The following is a 21387-nucleotide window of genomic DNA, read 5'->3' on the forward strand; positions in this document are numbered from 1 at the left end:
TAATTGCGCTGGCTTGCATATATCACTTTAAAAGTGTTACGTACCCCGACAGCGGTTTCTTACCATCTTTAAGGTCAACTACATAATAATAAGTCCCGGCCGGCAGCACATACCCATTGAAAGATCCGTTCCAGTTTTTAGCATAACCTACCGAACGGAATATTCCGGCGCCATATCTGTTAAACACATTCACGATGCAATTTGGATATGCGGCAAGCCCGGCTATACTCCAGGTATCGTTAATACCATCCCCGTTAGGGGTAAAAGCATTCGGGATAACCATTTGTTCAAGCACGTTAACTTTGATGGCGGCTGAGGCCTGACATCCGCCTGCTGTTGTTACGGTTAACCTATAAACAGTGGTTACCGTTGGCGACGCAGTTGGGCTTGAGATAACTGAATTATTTAATCCAACTGAAGGCGACCAACTATAATCTATAATATCATCTGATTTAACTGGGGACAAGGCAATACTTTCACCCCTTTTTATAGTAAGCTCTCCGTTAAATGCCACAGTAGGCAACGCTTTAGTTTCAATGGAAAGCTCATTGCTGGTACCAGGCATTGTACATTGTGCAGCGCTGCTTATTGTGCAGGTTAACACATCACCGTTTTTCAGGGTATTACTTGTAAACTTATCGCTGTTTTCGCCAACGTTAACATGGTTCAATTGCCACTGGTAGGTTGGGGTACTGCCCGCATTAGGCGATACGGCCATAAAGGTTTGATCTGCCCCCTCGCAGGCGGGATAAATCGACGAAGAAGCAATAGTTACAATTGGAGTAATTTGAGGTTTATATACAGGTGATACCGGAAGAGAGGTTACACCAGCGGGATTATCGGTACAATCACTGGTATTGACGAGGGTAACAGTTACTTTATCGGCAGCGGTAATAGTTGCAGGTGCCGGAAATGTTTTTTCATTATTATTTTGATCGATACCGTTAACCCGCCAGCGATATACAGGGTTAATACCTTCGCTCCTATTGGTATTAGCCACAAAAGTTACAGGCTGGCCCGAGCAAACTATGTTGAGCTGTTCCACTGTTACTGTTGGTGTTACTAATGGCTTATATACAGGCGATACCGGAAGAGAGGTTACACCAGCGGGATCATCGGTACAATCACTGGTATTGAGGAGGGTAACAGTTACTTTATCGGCAGCGGTAATAGTTGCAGGTGCCGGAAATGTTTTTCCATTATTATTTTGATCGACACCGTTAACCCGCCAGCGATATACAGGGTTAATACCTTCGCTCCCATTGGTATTAGCCACAAAAGTTACAGGCTGGCCCGAGCAAACTATGTTGGGCTGTTCCACTGTTACTGTTGGTGTTACCAATGACTTATATACAGGCGATATCGGAAGAGAGGTTACACCAGCGGGATTATCGGTACAATCACTGGTATTGACGAGGGTAACAGTTACTTTATCGGCAGCGGTAATAGTTGCAGGTGCCGGAAATGTTTTTCCATTATTATTTTGATCGACACCGTTAACCCGCCAGCGATATACAGGGTTAATACCTTCGCTCCTATTGGTATTAGCCACAAAAGTTACAGGCTGGCCCGAGCAACCTATGTTGAGCTGTTCCACTGTTACTGTTGGTGTTACTAATGGCTTATATATAGGCGATACCGGAGTTGAAATCGCACTCAAAGGACCGCAATCGCTTGTATTAATCAGCGTAACAGTCACCTTATCGGCAGCCGTTATGGTGGTGGGCGCAGGAAACGTTTTATTGTTATTATGCTGATCGACATTATTAATCTCCCAGCGGTAAACAGAATTAGCGATCTCAGTCCCATGGGTATTTGCCACAAATGTGACCGACCGCCCCTGACAAGCTAAATCTGGCTGTTCTACCGTCACTATTGGGAATGTTAATGGTATATACATGGGCGATGCCGAGGCCGAAGTAACAGATGGCGTGCTTGTACAATCGGTGGTATTGGTGAGCGTAACCGTTATTATATCACTACTGCTAATTTCAGAACTTATAAAATTCACGCTGTTGGCACCCTGAGGACTTCCGTTTACATACCACTGATAATTGGCATGATCACCACCGTTTGTTGATAAGGCCACAAGTATCACCTGTTCGCCGGGACAACTTAAAATCTGTTGATTAATGCTTACCTCCGGCGTTATCTGTGGTTTATATTGAGGAGTCAACGAATTTGACTTTTCCGTTGCTTTAAAAGTACAATCACTGGTATTGGTTAAACTAAAGGTTACAATATCAGATTTGTTTATTGTAGCCGGTGTAAAGCTAAGGCTATTTTCGTCCTGTGCATTTCCATTTACATACCATTGATAAATGGGATTAACACCAGCATCGGTTGGTGTTGCCACAAAAGTAACCGGTTCGCCTGGGCAAACTAAAGCTTGCTGGCTGATATGCACCGCAGGTACTACTTGCCTATATCGCGGAAATAATTTATTGGAGCGCGAATCGGCAATTGTGGCACAGTTATCGGTATTAGTTAATATAAATGTTATTGCATCAGTACTTGTAACTGATGAGGTTGTAAACGTAGTACTATTTACACCCTGATCAACATCATTTACAAACCACCGGTAAATTGGGTTGCCCCCTTGATTTATTGGTGTAGCAACAAATGTTACCGGCTGGCCAGCGCACCCTAAATTCTGTTGAGCAATACTAACAGCCGGTGTAACCGATTCATTTACTACGCCTGTTGCAACTGCAACAGCATCATTAGCGCCAAGCGAATGTATATACAAATTACCCGTCCACACTCCTACTACCGCTTCAGCCGACAAACGTATATAAACCTCAACACCGGCCGTACCCAACGTTGCCTGGTTAACTGTAAAGCTATTGGTATAGCCTCCTGTTGGCGATAACGAAATCTCAAACCCTGCAGCAGGAGCACTTACGCTAATATTGTTAATAAGATTTGTACCAGACAAGGTAAATTTCTGATAACTTGTTGAGGCAGCCCCAAAACAGGTACTCATTGTTCCAGTTACGCGGCCCACTACAATTGCAGGCGCAGCAACCGTGTTTACGCTAATGTTTATCACAAAACTTGCGCTACCGCCAGCATTGAATGCGGTAACTTTATAATCGGTAGCCGGCCAGGTTACCGTAGGAGTTCCGGTTATTACCCCGGTTTTAGGATCAAAAACAAGACCGGGAGGCAAAGGTTTATCAATAATATAACCTGTTGCTATAACCCGCTTTATAGAATTTTTGCCATATTCAGCTACATATAAATTGCCATCCGGTCCTATTGCGATACCGCTTGGGCTGCTAAAATGCACATCGGCACCAACCCCACTTTCGGCTCCTACCGGACCACCTCCAGCTATAGTTTTAACGTCGCCATTAGGTAAAATTCGTCTTATAGTCCCCGTTCCACTATCAGTTACATATAAATTACCCGAGGCATCAATAGTTATCCCCACAGGAGATTGAAAACTGGCCGCTGTCCCATTTCCGTCGTTCGTTCCAAAAACTCCACTGCCCGCAATTGTTGTAACCCGCCCATTAGGAGTAATCTTACGAATCACAAAGCCGCCTTGATCAGCGACATAAACATTCCCGTTTTTATCAACTGTGAGCCCGGCTGGCCTATTAAACTGAGCGGCAGGCCCAATCCCATCTAAAGTACCTGCAGCAGGCTGGCCGGCAAGGGTATATACATAACCCGACGGAGATATTTTACGAATCGCATTATTACCATCAGACACATACAGATTATCATCCCTGTCAATAGCAATACCGTTGGGATTGATAATATTTGCCACATTACCCGGACCATCAGCAGTGCCGCTTTGATTAATTCCTGCAAATACAGTAATTGAGCCCGAAGGCATAATTTTTAATATGTTATGGTTACTGTAATTTGCTACAAATAAATTCCCGCTTTTATCCTTAACTATCCCTCGGGGATTGTTAAGCTTAGGCACATTAAAAGGCGGACCAGGCAAGGCATCCGTACCAATTGATGAAACCTGCCTCAAGGCAGTTATCATGCGGATTCCTCCTCCGCTTTCAGCAATATACATATTGCCGCTGGCATCTATGCTAATACCGTACGGCAATTTAAATTGCGCAGTAGCTGCATCACCATTAACGTTCCCTAATTGGCCTGTTCCAGCTATAACCTTCGTTTCGCCATAAATAGTAGCAGGCACGGGGCCGCGTGAATTAGAAGGAAATAACTCAGGTATTGTTGTACCTACACCATAAACGTTGGGTGTAACATAAGTAAGGTCAGGTGGCTCCTGGCTAAAAGCTGTAAAAGCCGTAAACCATAGCACAGTCGCTGCTATTACCGATTTAAAAAAAGAACCCACCGTAGTTATTTTAAATCTACAATAAGCTCAGGAATTCCCGGGTGCGGACAATGTAAAAAGTAACCATAATTAGCCATAAAACCGCGGTTAAGGTTATTATATGATAATTTATTAAAATTCAGAGGCTTACCAATCACTAATAAACATACCAAATTATTCTTTTTCCCGCAACTCTTGTTCATTCAATTATTTAACACCATTTTAATTATATGATTCAGCGTTGCAGATAAAAACAAAAAAGCCGGACTAAGCCGGCTAATATTTTTGAAATGAAGAATAAATGTTTTAGTGGGTATTAATTACGCCTGAAGCCACCTTTTTGGCCACCGCCGTTAAAGCCAGGACCTTTATCTTCGGCTACGTTAACCGTGATTCTGCGGCCATAATAACTTGCTCCATTCATGCAACGTATCGCTTCTTTCGCTTCATCCTCGTTAACCATCTCCACAAAACCAAAACCCTTACTCTCTTTTGTTTCGCGATCTTTAATGATCCTGAGCGATTTAACCGGCCCAAAATCACCAAAAACAGCTGTTAATTCGGCCTCATCTACTTCTAAAGGAAGACCTGCAATAAATACTTTCATCAATGTTTTTAAAATTTGCGTAAAGGTACAAAAAAAGAGCCGGATTCCTGCCTCGCCCGGCACTAATGATCATCAGGTAATGGCTTTTTTACCTTCATATTACTGAATAAAATTTCCAAACCAATGTTAAAAACAAAACCGGATTTTATTTGAGCTGTAGCTCGAAGCTTCCCTCAACACGGTAAAAAGGAGAGTCAGACTTATCGTCTTTAGCTAAAAAGGTAAAGAAAGTACCTTTAGCAATCATATTTTCGTGATTATACTGGTCCATATCAATCTTGCCAAAATCCTGTTGCCCGGCATATTTGGTAAGGGTATATTGAAGTAAAGGTTTTTTTTCATCAACCTTAAATAAAAACTGGCTTCCTGCTACGTCGCTGCTGGTTTTCACCGAAGCTAATCCTAACGAGCTGATACCAAAACTCATGTTATGCGCTTTATTGATTGCTGTGATGCCAAAGTATTTGTTATCGCCATTATGCACGTTTATGAATGCAATTGAATCCTGGCTGGCATCAAAAGTGTAAGTTGAATCTTCGATGGTAACTTTTAAAGTACCTTTACCTGCAAGAAAATTACCCGGAGTATTGATAATGTTTACTGATGATACGCTGTCCTTACTGCCTGATGTTTTAACCGCGCTGATATCTTTCACTTCCTCGTCTTTTTGGCAGGAAGTTAAGGCCACCGAAATGGATAAACTTAGTAAAACAAACCATTTAGTAAAACTGGTACGTATCATAGGCTTATTGGCGAATAAACATAGCAATAAATAATTACAAATTTCATTAAATATGGTTAAACGAATTAATTTTTTAACTTTTTTTAACCTTTATATAAATATACGTCAATAGTCATGCTAAAGTTGCCGGTTTATGCGCGGTAATGAACTTTTAATAAAAATGCAAAAACAAACAGAGAACAGGCCGTTTTTGGGGATTTCCAACGCCGTAAAATTATAAAAATTAAAATTCAAGCCACCAACAATACACTGTCAATCAAAAGAATACACTTCAACTAAAACACTTCGCCCACATTAATAAACAAGCCTTTTGACCCTTCGCGCCCAAAACCATAATCAATGGCTATGTTGGTTTTGGATACCTTATTCAGTTTAACTCTTAAACCAGCCCCAAAACCGGGCTGCACAGTTTGCAAAGCCGTACCCGGTGCTGCCGAAAACGACTCGCCGTTTACAAAAGCTACCCCTCCAAGTAAACCATTCCGGGTTATTTTAAACCGGTATTCGCTTTCAAGATAAACCATTTGCGCCCCTCTAAACCTACCCTGTATGTATCCGCGCCCGGTAGTAAAGCCCGGGTCATGCCCTGTAGCGGGCAGATCGAGGTATGCCGGCCGGCCATTAATTACCAGCCAATTGTATGACCAAAAGGCCAGCACGTTATCCGAGCTTTCCGGAAATCTGAAGTATTTGCGCACGTCAACAATTAAAGAGCGCCAGGCAGTTGTACTGCCTAAAAAAGTATAATTATCCCGGTACTGTAACGAGGTGTAAAATCCGCGCGATGCATTGATCGAGTTATCGCGACTGTCATAGAGCCCGCTAAACGTTATCCCGGTTGATATAGCGCGGCTAACAGGGCCGTACCTTTCATAGTCGGACGTTTTTCCGTTTAACTGCCCTTTCTCGTACATATTCCACCTGTCATCAAAAATATACCCCAAACCGGCATAAAAATTTCCGGTTATATTGCGCAAAACAGTTTCATGGAAACGAAAAAAACTGTAAACCAGGGGATTTTCATTATCCCTGTCAGAATTACTGCCTAAGCCAAAACTACTTTGCGGATATTTGTAAAACCTGAAATCGCCTATAAAATCATATTTGTTATTTTTCGACCATATGTTTGATTGGATGGGGACGATCACCTGCTTATTTTGAGTGTAGGCAGGGTTTACTGTTATGGTGGAGATCCGGGTATCGGGTGCTAACCTGAAAATCACATTGCCTGATATAGTACCCGCCAACCCTGTTTGTAAAGTGTAACCTATAGCCGGAATAATTGATATTACGGGTTTTGAAGTTACAGAATCAACTTTGCCGGGCTTTTTGCTTTCACCAAAAATGGATCCTATAACGTCAAATATATCTTTTTCAAAAGTAGTGTCGGGATGGGTAACCAGTACTGTATCTTTATATTTAGTGTGCCCTATCGGGATGTATCTTTTATCCTGGGCGTGTACTCTGATACTTATGAGCAAGCCTGCAAAAATTAAAACGCTTGTTTTATTAATACCCATTATAATTATTCGATGCAGGAAAAGTAAAAGGTTTATCCGTGCAATTATAAAATAATTATTTAAGTTATTTGTTTGTACAAGATTTTATTGCGCTTTAAGCCGCGGATCAAAGGTGAACTTGTTTATGCTGCTAATAGTTATTTTGTTATAATCGGGATGGGCCGGATTAAGCAGGTAATTATATTCCAGATCAATAATTGCCGATGGTACTTTTAATACGGCCGTTTCCATTTTACGAAGCCAGGTATCGCCAAGTAATTGAGTAACCGGGTAGTTAATTACCTTGTGCCAGTTGGCATTAAGTTTTTGGAGTTTGTTTACAGTGATCTCAAAAACAGGCAGATTATCCGGTATCTGAAATATAATAACTGAAAAATCACCGGCATATAAAGCAGTGCCAGGCGAATGCGCCAGTTTTTCAAGGCACGAAAGAGCCAGCGAACCGCCTGTATAGATCATATATTGTCCCAATGAATTCCATCGGCCGTCAATTCCTGAGCCTTTGCGGTCATGGGCATATTTGGTTTGACTTATCCGGTAAACGTTCAAAAGATAGATGGAAAGATTAATAACCTATTTAGTGATCATAAATTTGCGAAAAAAATGCAATCATTCACTAAATCATTAATTCAATAATTATTTTTAGGCAAGCACACCGTAATCAATACGGATAAGCTGGCTTATTACAATACTAATGCCTGTTATGGTATCAAGTAAATCAAAAGGGATAGCATCAATGCCCGGATTATAATGTTTTAGCCAGCCTTTAAACTCGTCAAGGGTGCCAAAGGTATCCAGGCCTTTATCAAAAAGCTCAAACAGTTGAATGATGTGCTCACTCAGCCCCTGGTTTAACTCATGTGTGCTTTGCAAATGCTTACGCAAAGTAGGCTCGGTTATATGCAGCCATTTGGCAATATCACTTTGAGTAGCACCGGTTACCTTTAATAAATCAGTGATGGAATTTGAACGCAACCCTTGTTTTATAGCCCCAAGCTTGGCCAAAGGCGATTTAAAATAGGTTTCATAAGGCATCAGCAGATCATTAAAAACCTGTATAGGCGCATCGGTAAATACATAGGGGCGGGATGCAGCCTGCCCTTGCCTGCCTTCAATAGCTGTATTACGTTTAATTGCTTTGCTCATATACAAATGTAAATATTTTCTATTAAAAAAGAAAATATTTACATCTTATTCATTTCACCCTATGCTCATCTGCTATATCTGCTTCAAATAAAAAATTACCAATAAAATTAGTAATTGTAAAAAATATTTCCGACATTTGATTATTCTTTTATGCCAATCGGCATTTAAAACATAATGAAACCCAATATATCTTCCTTTAATAACGCCGCCCAGGTTGAGCGGCTTATTGACAAATATTTCGCCTATATAAAGGGGAAATATCATATTGAACAAAAACCGGTAAAAAACAGTAAAGACAATGCAGAAACTATTGAACAAAAGGTTTGGGACCGTGAACCCGAACCCGCAACGCTATCAGGGCTGGCTCTTGCCCTTGGCTTTAGCAGCCGGCAGGAGTTTTATACTTATGTACAGCACGGCCCGTTTTCACAGGCAGTTAAACAAGGTGTTTTACGCGTAGAAGCTTGTTATGAAGCCCATCTGCACCAAAATGCAACCGGGGCAATGTTCGCGCTAAAAAACATGGGGTGGAACGAAAAACATGATCCGTCACCAAATACAGAAGCAGGAAAACCTTTAAAAGTGAAGATCTTTAACTCCGGCCCGCCCCCTGCCGGTAGCGAAAAAGAGGTAAAACTATAAGCTGGTACCCGTTGCAAGTTCAGGTATCAGATTTAAAAATCAGCAACAATGACCGATGAAGAAATAATCACCGACATTCCATTTAAAGAACCGGAAGGTTTTCACTGTTCTGTCCTGTTCAAACAAAATTATCTCTCAACCGCGCATGTGGTAATTAACCAGGGAGGTACCAGCAGCGGTAAAACATTTGCCATTGAGCAGGCGCTGTTTTGCCTTGCCTGCGAAAACCCCAAACAGGTGATCACCATAGTTGGACAGGATATCCCTAACCTTAAAGCAGGCGCCCTGCGTGATGCGCTAAATATATATAGCTCTTCGCCGGTATTACAGGCAAAAATTAAAAGCTATAATAAAAGCGACCGGATCTTCGAATTTTTTAACAGTAGTATTATTGAGTTTAAAAGTTACGACAACGGCCAGGATGCAAAATCCGGAAAGCGCGATTACCTGTTTATCAACGAAGCCAATGGCCTTACATGGGATGTATATACAGAATTGGCCCTGCGCACAAAAAAACGCATTTTTATTGACTATAACCCCAATACCGGCTTTTGGGTACATGAGCACTTAATTGGTAAACCGGGAGTACAGCTTATCGTGTCCGACCATCGGCATAACCCGTTTTTAGGTCAGGAAGTACGTGATAAAATAGAAGCGTTAAAAACTGTTGATATTGAACTATGGAAGGTATATGCCCGTGGTTTAACCGGCAAAACAACCGGACTTATATTTGACAACTGGTATATCTGCGAATCTATCCCGGCCGATGCCCGTTTGATAGCCCTGGGGTTAGATTTTGGTTTTACTAATGATGAAACCGGATGCATTGAAGTATACCAGCAAAACGGCGAATTGTGGGTAAACGAGTTATTCTACAAAACAGGCCTCACCAACACAGATATTTCCTCAAAATTAAAAGAGGCCGGTGTAGGTTTTAACTGCGAAATTATTGCAGATAGTGCAGAACCCAAATCAATAGAAGAATTAAAACGCCTGGGGTGGCGCATTACACCTGCAAAAAAAGGCGCCGATAGTGTTAAAAACTCTATTGATATCCTTAAACGCTACAAAATAAATATAACCCGCAATAGTACAAACCTGCGTAACGAGCTTAACCGTTACAAATGGCGCGTAGATGTAACAGGCAAAACCATCAATGAACCGGTTGACTCATGGAATCATTTGATAGACCCCTTAAGGTATATCGCCCTTAATAAACTAAAAATAAACGGTACCGGAAAACTCCACTCGCGCCTGCCGCACAGGCAAAGCATTCAACAGGCAGGGGTTTTACACGGGCTGATCTAAACATCCATAATCAAAAACCACAAAACCGATACAGGCTCAATAAATATGACAGAACAAATATTAAAAACAACCCAGGGCAAGTTGCGGGTCCGGATACCAACGCAATTAAATGAAGTAACCCTGGGCCAACTAATGGATTTGCAGGCCCGGCCCGATATAACAGATTTGGAGGCCATCAGCATACTTTCGGGCATCCCGGTTATTGAGCTTCATAACATCAAAAACTATGATGATCTGCACCAGTTTGGCGATGCCGTGCTTTCTTTATCCTACCAGATTAAACACCTGTACAACAGTAACGAGATCCCCAAAGAGGTAATTTTTATGCTATCAGGGGGCAGCGGGGCACCATTCCAAAAAACAAAGGTAAAAGTAATGCAAAACCTTTCGGTTGAGCCTGCTGGTGCTTTTATGGCAGCCCGCGATATCATAGCCGAAGAAATAAATACCCATATAAAAACCCATGGCGAAGATGATTGGCAGGAACATTTTAACCCATCATTAAACGCCTGCTGCCAGGTATTGGCACAATACCTTTATTGCAGGGCTACGGGTAAAAAATATAACGAATATGAAGTCGAAAACTTTATTGATGAAGTTAAAAAGCTACGGGTAACGGAGGCACTGCCCATCTCAAAGCATTTTTTTACCTGTTATCCCAGCTTATCGATGCCGAGAATAAGCTTTTGGCATCGGCTCCTACCGTATTGGAAAAAAGGGCAGGAATCCAGTCGTTCGAAAAATTTAAATACATCAACACTGTAAACTCATTAGCAGGCGGCGATATTACCAAATGGGACTTGATCATGAGTATGCCATATGAGCGCTTGCTTACCAAACTGCTGCTTAACAAAACCGAAGCTGAATATCAAAAACGATATAGCGAGCTATCTCAAACTACAACTTAAAGCGCCTTATCCCTGCAAGGCTATTAAATACCAAACCACCCCAACCCAGGGATCGGGGTCTGAATTATTATGCGTAACCAAATAGAAGCTATTGTACAAACACTTAATGGCAACCCGGCATTTGCCTATGGCACCCAGGCCGAACTGAATACCCTTGCAGATGATATCACCTTTCCCTGCGTATTTCTTTACCCCCTTCAGCCTATTGAGGTAAGTCCGCAGGTTAATGGCTCGGTTGATAATACGTTCACCGTTTATATGGAGTTTCTGTTCAAAACAGATTTTGGACAGTTCACGGCCGAAAATGAAACCTATATATCGCAGGCACTGCAAATGGCTAACCAATTTGTGGTAAAAGCCTCAAAATACAGGGAAGGCGAAGGCCGGTACTTCAGGGTCAAAGCAGGGCAAAAAGCCAAATGTGTGCCGGTTTATAACAAGTTTGATGTTAACACCACCGGTATTGGTTTAACCATAGCGTTATCGGCCATGTATTTTGATGCTTTTTAAACCCTCATTCTAACCAATAAAAAATGAATATAACAGCCACTATTAATGAAACCATCAGCTCAACAACCTACCCCGACCAAAACGGGGGACAAATCGATCAGGGCGATGTATTCATCAGCATTATTGATGCTGATACCAGGCAGCCTACCAATGGCAATAACTGCGAAGTCACCTATCAGCGTAACGAAAACGGGTATACAAGCACCTTCACCGTTATTGTAGCCGGGCAATCATTCCCACTTTATTCAGGTATCATCAGGGATTACGAATATAGTCCCCAGGGCGATATGATTCGGAGTAATTATGTATCGTTCAGCATAATTGCTGTCAAAGCCGGTGACAATCCTTCCCCCAATCCCTCTGTTTGTGATCTGAAGATAAATTATATAGCTATTAATAAGATCGAGTCGGCCCCGGGAGCTGCCGACGCTCAGATTACAGTTAACGCGACCTCAAGTTTTGCATCCATATTGTATAGTATCGATCTGGGTGTAAACTGGCAGGCGTCTCCTGTTTTCACAAACCTAAGCGGAGGGTTAAAACACATACTTGTAAAAGACAGTAACCCCTTAGGCTGTACAGACACCGCGGAGGTTAGTATTTCAACATCCACCAATCTGTTAACCGGTGACCCTTCGGTAATGCTCCCCGATGGATATATATCACGCTGGAGCGCGGCGTTCAATCCTATCGTGTTTACCTATCAAAGAAAAGATTTCACGATTAACAACATAACAGCCGACGGCGAAAAAGGGCATGCCTGCATCAGTGTTAACGCCAATTTTAAAGACACCAATACAGGTTTGGTTAAAGTCAAGGAAGGGGATAAAATCTATCTGAATACGAACGCTTATAAAGGAGTTTATACCATTGAAAAAGTAACCGGCACCAATAGCATAGTGATTGATACTTCCTTTATAAACGGTGACACTACCGGTTTTATTAATATCAACAGCATGTACCCGTATTATGAGCTGCATACCCGCATTACCTATAACGATCCGCTTACCAATAACCTATCCGCTATAAAATCAGTAAACCGGCCGGATAATACCGGCTTAGTAAAAGCGGACCTGTCAAACTTTTTACAGAGTTTGCTGCGCCCGGCCGACAGCAGCGATTACAACCAGGTTGATCATCGCGATACCAATCTCTGCGCCGCTTATACGGTTGAGTACGCCCAGCATTATGATGATGGCTCAAACGAAGGATTTACAAGCAGCTTCAGTCAAATTCGGTATCCGTACTATGTGGTTTATGCGGCCAAACAGCTCGGGGATAAATATGGCAGCAACCTTGCAGCTTATGTACCAAACGTTAACTCACCTGCACAATGGATAACAGATTTTAAAGAACCTGTGTATTCGGCCGGGTACCCATTCGATATTGGGTTTATCTGCACCGATGAGATGGCCGGCCTCCAACCCTATTGCCTGCTTACTTTGCTTGATATTAACCGGAACCCGCTACCGGGTGGTTCACAACCCGATTATTTACAAAACGAAGATGATTCATGGATATTGAATGAAGATGGCAGCAAATTTAGTATTGGGAACCAGACATCTTTTATCATGCCTTTAACAGGTCCCGCCGGCCTGCACCGGCTTATGGTTAATGCAAACTTCCCGGCCGTGGCCTATTACTTCAATATCCAGATCAGGTATGATGATGAAAATGGCTCGCATTCGTTAACCAAAGCACAAACTATACGGATAGATGATGCTGTTGATGATAATTCAGTATACCTGAGATGGATCGGGCTTAGTGGTTCCTGGAATTACTATCGTTTTGTATTTAACCAGGAAATAAGCCTGGATGTTCAAAATGCTGTTATAATTAAAAACTTTGTACAAAACTGGCAAACCCAGGAAGGAATTGAAGAAGTGATCAGCAAAAGTGCAGGGCAAAAAATGAAGGTTATGGCCGAAGACCTTTCTGTAAATGATATCCGCGGGCTGCAGTCAATTAAATATTCGCCAAAGGTACAAATGCTGGTAAATAAAAATCCTGTCAGGTGGCAAACCATTGTGATAAATACGGCTACCTACAGCGAATATGAAACCCGCAACGGGCAAGCCCCGTTTAGCGTAACATTCAACATGCCGTCGATAAATATTCAAAGCCAGTAACCGCCCTATTCTTTCGTAAAACTAATGTTATCAATCCCATAGTAATAATCACCATCAACAGTTATACTACTTTCATAACTTACTTCAAGTGCATTTTCGCTAAGTGTATTAACGGTATAAGTGCCTTCATAAAATGCCGGTGTTGTTTTACTTATGGTTAATACTTTATCCTTCAAAGTGTATTGATATTTAATAAGCGCCGTTTCGCCCGACGGAGTGCGGTTTGACGTATAACCTGAACCATCATTATTAAAAATTTCAAAATCAGCAGCCGAGTAATCTGTACGGGCAGTATCTCTCAATAGTACATTGTTTTTATAACTGCGGGTATGATATTTTTTCAGGTACCATTTACCTGTAATAGTAACTACAGGGTTAGCAGCCTTATCATCTTTTTTGCATGCTACCAGGCAACATACCAATATGGCAATTATCAAAAGATACTTTACATGCATTGAATGCTGTTTCAGGTTAATTGGTCGGGATCATAAACTTAAATAAATTATTGATAATAAACCAATTGTTTTAAACAACGGTCAACAACTAACATTTGCTAATTTCATGAATCAGATACAACTTTATATTAATGACCAACTGGTTGATTTAACTGATGACAGCCCTATTGCGCTTACCTTCCAGATCAATAATCTGGCCGAAGTTAAAAACCAGCAGGGCAATACCAGCAACCAGTTTAAGATACCACTAAGGCAACGTAACCGTCAAATTCTGGGTTTTCCGGATCAGGTAGCTTTTACTACAAACCTGCCCTATGATAATTATCAGGCTAAAATTATACAGGATGGGCTTGAAATCATCCCTTATGGGTTAGCTGTGCTTAACAGCATTGAACAGGATATGGCCAACATCACCATATTAAGTGGCAATGTTGATTTTTTTGACGCGTTGGAGGGAAAAATCTATGACATGGGCGATAGCAGCAGCACCACATCCAATTTGGGTAAAAACCTGCCGTGGCAGGCTTTTGACCACACCTGGAATCTGGATACCATTATCGCCTCACAAAAAAAGACAGATGGCTGGATATGGCCAGTTGTTGATTATGGCTCGATAAATGAGGTTGATTTTGATAAACCTTTAGATGTGTACACCATGCGCCCCGGCTTTTTCATTAAAACAGCAATCGAGTTAATGATCAAAAACACAGGGTATAAAGCAACAGGCTCCTTGCTTAAAAATGAGTTATATCCTAAACTTATTTGCCAGTTTGCCAATGACGAGTTTGAGCATGGCTCAGATCTTCAGAACGCTATTGACGGTTTGAGTAAATCGGCATCGATGTTGTACGTTACAAATAACGAGCTTGTAATTGATGGCGGGCAGTTAGGTATGCACGCCAATGATAATACGGACAGAACATTACCAATTGGGTTCCAGGAATATCATGCAAAAGAGCGGGTTAACGGCACTGCAAGCCTGATACTGGATTTGGATATGCATGGCATTGCTAATACCGGTGACAATGGATATTTTGAACTCATAATAAACTATCGTGAAGCAAACGGTCATTCAAGCGAAGTGGCAAAGCAAACAATCAGCTTTACGGATAAGGCTTATCCACCAAATACCCGTGAGCGCACAGAACCGGTTAAGAATTTAAAGCTCACATATGATTTTGAACTTAATAAAGGAGATTCCGTTTTCATCACTTTTCACCTGCATCGTTATAATACTACAGTTTTTATTCATAAAGGCGCTGTGTTTAGGTTCGATGTTGATCAGAAACCGGTTTTATATGGCCAGCAGGTACAATGCGAACGCATTTTTCCGGATATAAGTCAGAAAGATTTATTGAAGGATACGCTGCAACGTTTCGGCATTGTATGCCAAACAGATAACAGTACCCACACCGTGTCGTTTAACCCATTTGCTGATATTGTAGATAATATCCCAATCGCAAAAAACTGGACCAGCAAATGCATCGATCAGGGCAAAACTATTAGCTTCCAGCTTGGCGGATACGCGCAGGTTAATTACATGAAATGCAAGGATGATGATAATGTACTGCCTAAAAAGTTTGCCGACGCAGAAATTGTGGTTAAAGATAAAACGCTACCCGCAAGTGCCGACCTGTTTGAAAGCCAGTTTGCTCCAACCCTTAATCGGGCTTTTACAGGCGGCACTATAGCACAAATCAAAAAACTTGATCCAGATAACGATACTAACGACTTCAGCATTAGTACATCACCAAGAATACTGATCGATCAGAAACTAAACCTACTCAATCTCAAAGATTATCCCACAGTAAAATTTACAGACGGAGAAAAGATTATGGAGGTAAATGACGTCGTATCTGTTCCCTATTTTTACAAGCCCGACGGCGAGTTTAATCTTTGCTTCTGCGATAAACCGGGAGTTAACGGTAGTGTGCAACCTGGTTTAAAAACAATGTATTATCCTCAACTCGAAAAGATACTTACCCAAACGAAAAAGGTTGTCAGATATTTCTTACTTCCCCCCCGTGATATATTGGAACTTGATCTGCTTATTCCGATTTATCTGGAACAAGACAGTTGCTATTATTACATCAACAAAATTGATAGCTGGCGTAAAGGACAGCCTACCAAGGTTGAATTGGTTAAATTAGGATAATTATTTCAAGTTAGTTAAAAACAACTTCCCAATAAATTATTGTAATATCAATAAATATATTGCGTCCAGATATTTGATTTATCCAAGCCGTCATTTATATTTACCAAAAATATTAGCAAAACCTAAATAATCATGATTAAAACCCAAAGCCAGCAACAGAACAATAAAAAAAACAAGAAACGAACAATTTGGTTAATTAACAGCCTTTCAATTATCCTAATAATCGTAGCCGTATTTTTTTATAATAAACGTTTTTTAACGCTTTACTATCTTAACTTTAAGAATAACCACTTTAAAATTAATGACAAACTATATGCTCGAGATCGTTTGCTTGATAGTTCATCTCATATAACCTTATATAGAAAAGTTAAACCGATAACCGGCAATTTGAACGGACGTCCGTCTATGGCAAGCTGTGGCTGGGTAATAAGTGCTGATAGTTTACGTAAATACAAAACCGCTTGTATAGGTGCATATACCGGATACGAAATTCAAAGCATGGAAAATAAGAACAATAAATATTTTCCGATGATTTTCTTTTCCATGACAACAAACAAAAAAGCGCTAATAAAGGAAGACTTTGATAGTGATCCACCAGTTGGATACCAATTTGAAGATGGACCTCTTTATGTATGGGCAATCGAGATAACGAACAAAGAATCTCCCATTTTCAAAAAATAAAAAAATCGCCTAAGATCGAATCTTTCTTACCTAAACAAATCTCCATGTCCAATAAAAAGAAATATAGCATACTTGCTATTACAGTTATTTTAATAGTCATAGCGTTTTTGGGCTTTACCATTCGAAATTGATAATAATACGTTACCAGATTTTACAAGGTCAATCATTTTAGCAACGGCAACCTAAATTAAAGCTGATTAAACATTTGCCGCAATTGTTTTTTTCATATTTTTACTAAAAAAATTAGTCAACAACCTTAACACGATGAAATATTCAAAAATCTTTTTACTATCTCTTCTCTTTTACAGCTGCCAACCGGTGTCGAAACCCGTTAAGGATGATCGTACTGTACAACAATTGTCCCTGGTTAAGCGCCTATCTATGTACGATTCCCTTTATAACTCTGAATATAATGAAATAAAAAAGTCTGAATTATTTGATGCAGAGAAAGAAAAATTGAATAGCTTCATCCTTGATTCTCTTAAAAGTTCATTTCACAAATGGCCGGTAACCATTTATAAACTGAAAGTAGAAGATTGGCCCTCAAAATATATCGATGTAACGTTTATGACTCCTTTGGGAAAGGTTCTTGACGATAAAAACCCGCAAAATTATTCCATTCTCATCCATGCAGCTGTAACATTTGATCAAATCTCCGTTAAAGACTCTTTAGCAAATTTATATAACGGAGATAAAGTTTGGATAAGTGGCAATTTTTCAAAAAGGGATACTAATCAAATTGATATCAGTAGTTCTCCCCCGGAATTCCTCTTTAATAACCCGGAAATTCAAGTTGATCTTACGCGAGTAAGCTCGAAAGCAGACAAATAGTATTGAATTCACATACAGGTGGACTTTTAAAAGTCAGCCTGTGTGTGAAATGATAGCGTTATTTACTTAAAAAATGTTGTCAGCGATTATTTTCTTCGTTTTCCATTGAAGTCCGCAAGATACAGACATTCTACGGAGCATTGGTGTTAAACAACTCCTTTCCCACTGTCGTTTAACATCATGTCGACAACAGCAATGCCTGCTGCCGATCCTGCCCAGAATTTTAATACAGTAACTATATTTTGAAATTCCCCACGGGGCGCTAAGAAATTGTAATCAAGAAATCATTCCTCGTTGTTAAACAGGATTGTATTAACTGAATTATTGTTAAACCCATTTGCAATATGCCAATTGGCATATTGCAAATTACATTATCCAAAAAGCTCAGAGAACGGCGGTACAGGACATCAAAATCTGTTTATAATATAAACTTCAACAAAACATACCATGATAAATCAAAACAACAACGCGGGTATAACCGACGATGACATCAAGAAGGCTGAAGCATATAAAAATGCCTTAGATGCACTAAAGACCTCAATAATTGGCGTAAATAGCAAACTACCTGAATTTGCTGATGGCATAAAGGATGGACTTAAAGCACTTGGCGAAAAACTACCAGAGGTTGTAGACGCTATGCAAAAACTGAATGAGCAAAATAAGGAGCTCGCAGCATCAGGGCAAAAGCCTAAGAACATATTAAAGGAATTAGCCTCATCAATGCTATCCTGGAACTCACTTATTTCTGTAGGCATTACTTTGTTGGCAAACTACAGTGGAGTGATCATTGATTGGGTGTCGGCATTATTCAAAGGCGGCGACGCTATAGATGAGCTTAAAATAAAACAACAGGCAATGGGAGAAGCTTTTAAAGGTTCGGGATATAAAAAAGCTATTTCTGATGTTATGGAGCTCACAGCGAAAATAAAATTAGCGAAGAATGGATATGCAGATAAAAAAGAGGTTTTGGCAAAATATAACGAAACTTTAGGCGAAACACTCGGTAAAACGAATAATCTGGATTTCGCTGAGAGAAATATTGTACAACACGGTAAAGATTATATCCAAATGATGTACTACCGGGCCGCAGCAACTGCATTATTAAGCAACAACACAGATCAAATTATAGAGTCGCAAAAGGAGATTCAAACTGCAGAAGAAAAGAGCTTAGAAGCTCACAAAGCGTTATCAAACTTTGAAAAAGTGGAAGCCGACAGAAAAGAGAAATATGGTGCCGCATCTACCGCAAAGGCGAAAATATTCTTAACTATACAGCAGCAAAATGCAGATGATGAACTTACAATAGCAAAGAAAAAGAGCAAAAACCTGTCAGAAGCAACGGCAAATTTATACCAGCGGTTAAACAAACAAGCCGAAAACTATGCTGAGAAATTTGAAACTCCCGACAACGCCCTTAATACAATAGATGAGATAGAAAATCGTATGTCCCGCTTATCAAAAAAACTTGAGGCAAATAAGTCTGACGGTGACACAAGCAAGCGACTTGCAAATTTAGGACACAAGTTAAAGGACCTGAAAGAATTTGCTTCCGATGATAAATTTATCACAATAAAGACCATTAAACAACGTGTTGCCGAGCTTTTGGAAATGCCTGATGCCAAGACCAATGGCAGCGAAACAAGCAACAGATTAGCAAGATTAAACCAAAGACTTGCAAAATTAAAAAAGACATCTGACGCAATAGGTTCTTCGCATGTAGATCATAAACAAAATATTGCTCATGAAAAAAGAGGCGCCGATTTATTGCAAGCTAAAGCAATTGACTTTGCCAAACAAATTGAACTTGATAAACAAAGCTACGACATTGAGCTTGTTGCATTAAATGATGTATTTAATAAAAAGCTGATCAGCCAGGAAGATTACAACAAAAAAAGCGAGCAACTTCAACAGAAATTCCATCTTGGTATTGGCGATAAGATCCAGTTTTTCAACAAGAATGATTTCGCAGAAGCTCAAAAGCAAATGCAGGCCATGATTGATGCCAAACAACATGAGGATACCATAGCAAAAGATCAGAAAAAGGTTGATAAAGCATTACTGCCCGGCCAAAAATTAGATGCCGAGAAACAACTTATTAATGATAAGTATGCCTATGAGATATGGCTCGCTACCGGTAACGCCGAAAAAATCAAAGCGCTGGAAGATCAAAAGCAAAAAGACATTACAGTTTTAACTCAACAATACGAGCAACAACGCAAAGAATTCGCATTGCAAAGCGCACAACAAGTGGCCGACAAAGCTTTTTCCATCATTCAAAATAACATTAAAACTCAAAGCGATGCCCAAATAAGAGGATTGGAAAAAGACAAATCAGCCGAACTAAGCAATAAAAACCTGACAAACACACAGAAAAAGGCCATTGAGGATAAATATCAAAAAAAGGAAGCTGCCGAAAAAGTCAAGGCCTTTAAGGCAGAACAGAAAGCATCGATATTACAAGCCGTTATTAACGGTGCATTGGCCATTACCAAAGCAACGTCACAAACGGGTATACTTGCTCCCTTTGTTATACCGGGCATCATAGCTTCTACAGCTATACAAGTTGCTACTATTATAGGCCAGAAACCTCCGCAATATGCGAAGGGTGGTTTACACTATCAATCTGACGGTCGAGGAGCATTGCTACCGGGCTACAGCCGTACAGATAACACCAATGCCTATCTCCGTTCGGGTGAAGCTGTTGTGGTTTCTGAAGCCATGCGTAATCCATGGGCCCGCAATTTGGTTAGTGCCATCAATGTGGCGCATGGTGGTCGCGATTTTTCGATACCCAATCCAGGCCGTGGGTATGCAATCGGCGGTATATTTACTGATGGCGGCAATGCCAATAGATATTATAACCAACCTGTTAATGACGTTAAAGATCTGGCCAATACGCTTGCCTACCAAATGATCAATAACTTCCCCCCCGTTTATGTAGATGTTAAGGATATAAACAACCAGCAAAACATCCTCGCTCAAACCATAAACCGAGTAAACCTATAAATAAACTATGCCAATCTTCACAACAAACATACCTCTAACCTCTAACCTCTAACCTCTAACCTCTAACCTCTAACCTCTAACCTCTAACCTCTAACCTCTAACCTCTAACCTCTAACCTCTAACCTCTAACCTCTAACCTCTAACCTCTAACCTCTAACCTCTATGGATATCCAAATTGCAAACACGCTGTTTGATGAAGGCATTTTCTCGGCCATGTATAAAGCAGGGTTCATCACTACTAAAGTATTTGTATATCGTGAAATTTATTTATGGGTAAATGCCCAACAACAAACGCGCGGTATTTCTAAAAATCAGGCTGTACTTGAGGCCGAAATCAAGTTTAACAAAGATGAACGTACCATTTGGCGTGCACTCAACTGTTTTTCTGAAAAAGCAGCTTAAAAATTCTTCCACTGACAAAACACTGTCACCAGATTA

General features: G+C 40.5%; 18 protein-coding genes. 11 read left to right on the forward strand and 7 right to left on the reverse strand.

The window, feature by feature from the left end:
- Window positions 1-22: 22 nt before the first annotated feature.
- From ACP26M_RS13995 to ACP26M_RS14020, 6 genes are all read right to left on the reverse strand, one after another.
- Entirely contained in the window at window positions 23-4330 is a 4308-nt protein-coding gene (locus ACP26M_RS13995; RefSeq protein WP_426580715.1) for a gliding motility-associated C-terminal domain-containing protein, read from the reverse strand.
- A 295-nt stretch (window positions 4331-4625) separates the two neighbouring features.
- Complete coding sequence (locus ACP26M_RS14000) at window positions 4626-4916, reverse strand: RNA recognition motif domain-containing protein (RefSeq protein WP_090523751.1); 291 nt, start codon at window positions 4914-4916, stop codon at window positions 4626-4628.
- A 145-nt stretch (window positions 4917-5061) separates the two neighbouring features.
- Window positions 5062-5658 (reverse strand): hypothetical protein, encoded by a 597-nt coding sequence (locus ACP26M_RS14005; protein ID WP_091163239.1) that lies wholly within the window; start codon window positions 5656-5658, stop codon window positions 5062-5064.
- A 275-nt stretch (window positions 5659-5933) separates the two neighbouring features.
- Window positions 5934-7178 (reverse strand): hypothetical protein, encoded by a 1245-nt coding sequence (locus tag ACP26M_RS14010; protein ID WP_426580718.1) that lies wholly within the window; start codon window positions 7176-7178, stop codon window positions 5934-5936.
- An 84-nt stretch (window positions 7179-7262) separates the two neighbouring features.
- Window positions 7263-7727 carry an RES family NAD+ phosphorylase gene (locus ACP26M_RS14015; protein WP_426580720.1) on the reverse strand — a complete coding sequence of 155 codons (465 nt, stop codon included), beginning with the start codon at window positions 7725-7727 and terminating at the stop codon, window positions 7263-7265.
- A 93-nt stretch (window positions 7728-7820) separates the two neighbouring features.
- A complete protein-coding gene (locus tag ACP26M_RS14020) occupies window positions 7821-8324 on the reverse strand; it encodes an antitoxin Xre/MbcA/ParS toxin-binding domain-containing protein (RefSeq protein ID WP_426580722.1) in 504 nt (167 codons plus the stop codon).
- A 174-nt stretch (window positions 8325-8498) separates the two neighbouring features.
- Between ACP26M_RS14020 and ACP26M_RS14025 the strand changes: the two genes are divergently transcribed.
- The 6 genes from ACP26M_RS14025 to ACP26M_RS14050 all read left to right on the forward strand — a co-directional run bounded on the left by ACP26M_RS14025 (window position 8499) and on the right by ACP26M_RS14050 (window position 13821).
- Window positions 8499-8966 carry a terminase small subunit gene (locus tag ACP26M_RS14025; RefSeq protein WP_426580724.1) on the forward strand — a complete coding sequence of 156 codons (468 nt, stop codon included), beginning with the start codon at window positions 8499-8501 and terminating at the stop codon, window positions 8964-8966.
- A 48-nt stretch (window positions 8967-9014) separates the two neighbouring features.
- Window positions 9015-10274, forward strand: coding sequence for a PBSX family phage terminase large subunit (locus ACP26M_RS14030; protein WP_426580726.1), 1260 nt, complete (start codon window positions 9015-9017; stop codon window positions 10272-10274).
- Between the two features lie 45 nt (window positions 10275-10319).
- Entirely contained in the window at window positions 10320-11039 is a 720-nt protein-coding gene (locus ACP26M_RS14035) for a hypothetical protein (protein WP_426580728.1), read from the forward strand.
- Entirely contained in the window at window positions 10982-11182 is a 201-nt protein-coding gene (locus ACP26M_RS14040) for a hypothetical protein (protein ID WP_143020699.1), read from the forward strand. Before ACP26M_RS14035 ends, ACP26M_RS14040 begins: the two co-directional genes overlap by 58 nt.
- Window positions 11183-11251: 69 nt before the next feature.
- Entirely contained in the window at window positions 11252-11692 is a 441-nt protein-coding gene (locus ACP26M_RS14045) for a hypothetical protein (RefSeq protein ID WP_426580730.1), read from the forward strand.
- Window positions 11693-11715: 23 nt separating this feature from the next.
- The gene (locus tag ACP26M_RS14050) at window positions 11716-13821 is read left to right on the forward strand and encodes a hypothetical protein (RefSeq protein WP_426580732.1); all 2106 of its coding nucleotides are present in this window, start codon (window positions 11716-11718) and stop codon (window positions 13819-13821) included.
- Window positions 13822-13826: 5 nt separating this feature from the next.
- On the opposite strand, the gene ACP26M_RS14055 is transcribed toward ACP26M_RS14050, so the two are convergent.
- Window positions 13827-14276: a hypothetical protein gene (locus tag ACP26M_RS14055; protein WP_426580734.1), complete on the reverse strand. Its 450-nt coding sequence runs from the start codon at window positions 14274-14276 to the stop codon at window positions 13827-13829.
- A 106-nt stretch (window positions 14277-14382) separates the two neighbouring features.
- Here ACP26M_RS14055 and ACP26M_RS14060 point away from each other — a divergent pair, with 106 nt between their 5' ends.
- The 5 genes from ACP26M_RS14060 (at window position 14383) to ACP26M_RS14080 (ending at window position 21351) form a co-directional block, all read left to right on the forward strand.
- Window positions 14383-16431 carry a hypothetical protein gene (locus ACP26M_RS14060; RefSeq protein WP_426580736.1) on the forward strand — a complete coding sequence of 683 codons (2049 nt, stop codon included), beginning with the start codon at window positions 14383-14385 and terminating at the stop codon, window positions 16429-16431.
- Window positions 16432-16563: 132 nt separating this feature from the next.
- On the forward strand, window positions 16564-17112 hold the full coding sequence (locus ACP26M_RS14065) for a hypothetical protein (RefSeq protein ID WP_426580738.1): 549 nt from the start codon (window positions 16564-16566) through the stop codon (window positions 17110-17112).
- 264 nt (window positions 17113-17376) lie between these two features.
- Window positions 17377-17943 (forward strand): hypothetical protein, encoded by a 567-nt coding sequence (locus ACP26M_RS14070; protein WP_426580740.1) that lies wholly within the window; start codon window positions 17377-17379, stop codon window positions 17941-17943.
- A 447-nt stretch (window positions 17944-18390) separates the two neighbouring features.
- Window positions 18391-20949: a hypothetical protein gene (locus ACP26M_RS14075; protein WP_426580742.1), complete on the forward strand. Its 2559-nt coding sequence runs from the start codon at window positions 18391-18393 to the stop codon at window positions 20947-20949.
- A 162-nt stretch (window positions 20950-21111) separates the two neighbouring features.
- A complete protein-coding gene (locus ACP26M_RS14080) occupies window positions 21112-21351 on the forward strand; it encodes a hypothetical protein (protein WP_112575215.1) in 240 nt (79 codons plus the stop codon).
- Window positions 21352-21387: the final 36 nt, after the last annotated feature.

Source organism: Mucilaginibacter sp. R-33 (genome assembly GCF_049949235.1).
Taxonomy (GTDB): Bacteria; Bacteroidota; Bacteroidia; order Sphingobacteriales; family Sphingobacteriaceae; genus Mucilaginibacter.

Bases quoted from the DNA above. Each gene is read 5' to 3' on its own strand.
- ACP26M_RS14045 (WP_426580730.1), top strand. From the start codon at position 11,252: ATGCGTAACCAAATAGAAGCTATTGTACAAACACTTAATGGCAACCCG.
- ACP26M_RS14030 (WP_426580726.1), top strand. From the start codon at position 9,015: ATGACCGATGAAGAAATAATCACCGACATTCCATTTAAAGAACCGGAA.
- ACP26M_RS14010 (WP_426580718.1), bottom strand. From the start codon at position 7,178: ATGGGTATTAATAAAACAAGCGTTTTAATTTTTGCAGGCTTGCTCATA.
- ACP26M_RS14065 (WP_426580738.1), top strand. From the start codon at position 16,564: ATGATTAAAACCCAAAGCCAGCAACAGAACAATAAAAAAAACAAGAAA.
- ACP26M_RS14020 (WP_426580722.1), bottom strand. From the start codon at position 8,324: ATGAGCAAAGCAATTAAACGTAATACAGCTATTGAAGGCAGGCAAGGG.
- ACP26M_RS14070 (WP_426580740.1), top strand. From the start codon at position 17,377: ATGAAATATTCAAAAATCTTTTTACTATCTCTTCTCTTTTACAGCTGC.
- ACP26M_RS14035 (WP_426580728.1), top strand. From the start codon at position 10,320: ATGACAGAACAAATATTAAAAACAACCCAGGGCAAGTTGCGGGTCCGG.
- ACP26M_RS14005 (WP_091163239.1), bottom strand. From the start codon at position 5,658: ATGATACGTACCAGTTTTACTAAATGGTTTGTTTTACTAAGTTTATCC.
- ACP26M_RS14000 (WP_090523751.1), bottom strand. From the start codon at position 4,916: ATGAAAGTATTTATTGCAGGTCTTCCTTTAGAAGTAGATGAGGCCGAA.
- ACP26M_RS14025 (WP_426580724.1), top strand. From the start codon at position 8,499: ATGAAACCCAATATATCTTCCTTTAATAACGCCGCCCAGGTTGAGCGG.
- ACP26M_RS14055 (WP_426580734.1), bottom strand. From the start codon at position 14,276: ATGCATGTAAAGTATCTTTTGATAATTGCCATATTGGTATGTTGCCTG.
- ACP26M_RS14060 (WP_426580736.1), top strand. From the start codon at position 14,383: ATGAATCAGATACAACTTTATATTAATGACCAACTGGTTGATTTAACT.
- ACP26M_RS14075 (WP_426580742.1), top strand. From the start codon at position 18,391: ATGATAAATCAAAACAACAACGCGGGTATAACCGACGATGACATCAAG.
- ACP26M_RS14080 (WP_112575215.1), top strand. From the start codon at position 21,112: ATGGATATCCAAATTGCAAACACGCTGTTTGATGAAGGCATTTTCTCG.
- ACP26M_RS14050 (WP_426580732.1), top strand. From the start codon at position 11,716: ATGAATATAACAGCCACTATTAATGAAACCATCAGCTCAACAACCTAC.